This is a genomic window from Accumulibacter sp., from assembly GCF_032229525.1.
In the GTDB taxonomy this organism is placed as follows: Bacteria; Pseudomonadota; Gammaproteobacteria; order Burkholderiales; family Rhodocyclaceae; genus Accumulibacter.
The window spans coordinates 33,357-35,704 of the sequence record NZ_JAVTWB010000194.1 but is presented as its reverse complement, the minus strand read 5'-3'; the positions used below and the strand labels follow the sequence as shown (position 1 = coordinate 35,704).

Sequence of the window (2,348 nt, the reverse complement as noted above, 5' to 3'; positions counted from 1 at the left end):
CGCGCGGGGCACGTCGGCTACTACCTGATCGACAAGGGTTTGCCGCGACTCGAAGAGGCGGCGCAAGTTCGCCTTTCCGCCGCCGAGGCCCTGCGCAAAACGGCAGGCCGCTTCCCAGCATTGGTGTACCTGGGCGGTATCGCGCTGATCACGGTGATCCTTTCCGGAAGCCTGCTGGCGCAGGCGTTTGCCGCGGGGACGCCGGACTGGCTGCTGGCAGCGATCGGCATCCTCTCGCTGCTGGCTGCAAGTCGACTCGGCGTAGCGCTGGTGAACTGGTTGGCCACCCTGCTGGTGGCACCACACTCCCTACCCAGGATGGATTTCACTGAAGGCATCCCGGCCCAGGCACGCACGCTGGTGGTGGTCCCGACCATGCTTACCAGTGCTTCGGGAGTTGAGGATCTGATCGAGGCACTGGAAGTCCGGTTTCTGGCGAATCGCGATGAACGCCTGCACTTCGGCCTGTTGACAGACTTTCGCGACGCTCGGCAGGAATCGCTGCCCGAGGACGAATCGCTGCTGGAACTGGCGCGGATGAGGATAGGCGAGCTGAACGAGAAGTACGGCGGTGAGCGGGCCAATAACGGGGACGATCTGTTCTTCCTCTTCCATCGGCCGCGGCGCTGGAACCCCAATGACCGGCTGTGGATGGGTTATGAGCGCAAGCGCGGCAAGCTGGCCGACTTGAACGCGCTGCTGCGCGGCGGCGACAAGGACGGCTTTGCCCTCATCGTCGGTGATACCGCGGTTTTGTCATCCGTGCAGTACGTGATTACGCTGGACACGGATACGCAGCTGCCACGCGATGCGGCCCGGCTATTCGTCGCTACCATGGCGCACCCGTTGAATCGCCCCGGCTACGATGAAACGAAGCGGCGCGTCACCAGGGGCTACGGCATCCTGCAGCCACGCGTGGCGATCAGCCTGCCGGGGACGAACCGCTCGCGCTATGCGTGCCTGTACGGAGGCGAACCGGGCATCGACCCGTACACCCGCGCCGTCTCCGATGTCTACCAGGACGTGTTCGGCGAAGGCTCGTTCATCGGCAAGGGAATTTACGACGTCGATGCCTTCGAGCAAGCGCTTGGCGGGCGCTTCCCCGAGAATCGCATCCTTAGCCACGATCTTCTGGAAGGCTGCTACGCCCGCGCCGGACTGTTGAGCGATGTGCATCTGTACGAGGATCACCCGGCCCGCTATAGCGCCGACGTGAGTCGTCGCTACCGCTGGATCCGCGGCGATTGGCAGCTGGCGGGTTGGCTGCGCAGGCGGGTTCCAGGCGCGGCTGTCGGCGTGGCTACCGGCGTGGCTACCGGCGTGGACAACGCGCGGCAGAAGAATCCACTCTCGATGCTGTCGCAGTGGAAGCTCTTCGACAACCTGCGGCGAAGTCTCGTCCCCGCAGCGCTGACGCTGCTCTTGCTGTCAGGATGGACGCTCCTTTCGCCGCCGTGGTTGTGGACCGTGGCGGTGATCGGGATCGTGCTCATCCCCTCTCTGTGCGCGGCCATCCTCGACATCTTCCGCAAGCCCGAGGAGGTGCACCTGCGGCAGCACCTCGCCAGCATCGCGCGCTCGGCTTACCGGCATATCTTGCAGGTCGTTTTCGAAATCGCCTGTCTCCCGTACGAGGCGTTCTTCAGTCTCGACGCCGTTGCCCGCACGGCCTGGCGGATGCTGGTGACACGCGCACGATTGCTCGAATGGAGCCCTTCGGGGGAGGCGGACCGTGAGGCGGGCGAGCGCGATCCCGGCACGCTCACCGCTTGTTTTCAGAGAATGTGGTTCGCCCCGGCCATCGCCGCCGCGGCGGCGATCCACCTGGCGGCATCGCGGCCTGCGGTGCTGGCGGTGGCCGGGCCGATCCTCCTCCTGTGGTTCGCCTCTCCGCTCATTGCCTGGTGGGTCAGCCGTCCGCTGGCTCCGCGCAAGGCGACTCTGACCGTCGAGCAGACGCTCTTTCTGCGCGCGCTGTCGCGCCGCACCTGGGCGTTCTTCGACCACTTCGTTGGCCCGGACGACCATTGGCTGCCGCCGGACAATGTTCAGGAGTATCGCGTTGCCGCAGTCGCCCATCGCACATCACCCACCAACATCGGGCTGGCGCTGCTGGCGAACCTGTCGGCCTACGACTTCGGCTACCTGGTGGCCGGAAAAGTCCTCGAGCGCACGGCGAACACCCTGAACACCATGGACGCGCTGGAACGCTACCGGGGGCACTTCTATAACTGGTACGACACCCAGACGCTGCGGCCGCTGCAGCCGCTGTACATCTCGACGGTGGACAGCGGCAACCTCGCCGGCCATCTGCTGACCCTGCGGGCGGGTCTGCTCGCCCTCGCCGA

The 2,348-nt window shown here is 65.5% G+C and carries 1 pseudogene; it reads left to right on the top strand.

The features are described 5' to 3' along the window. A pseudogene (locus RUW20_RS15360) lies at positions 1-2,348 on the top strand (cyclic beta 1-2 glucan synthetase); the annotation flags it as partial.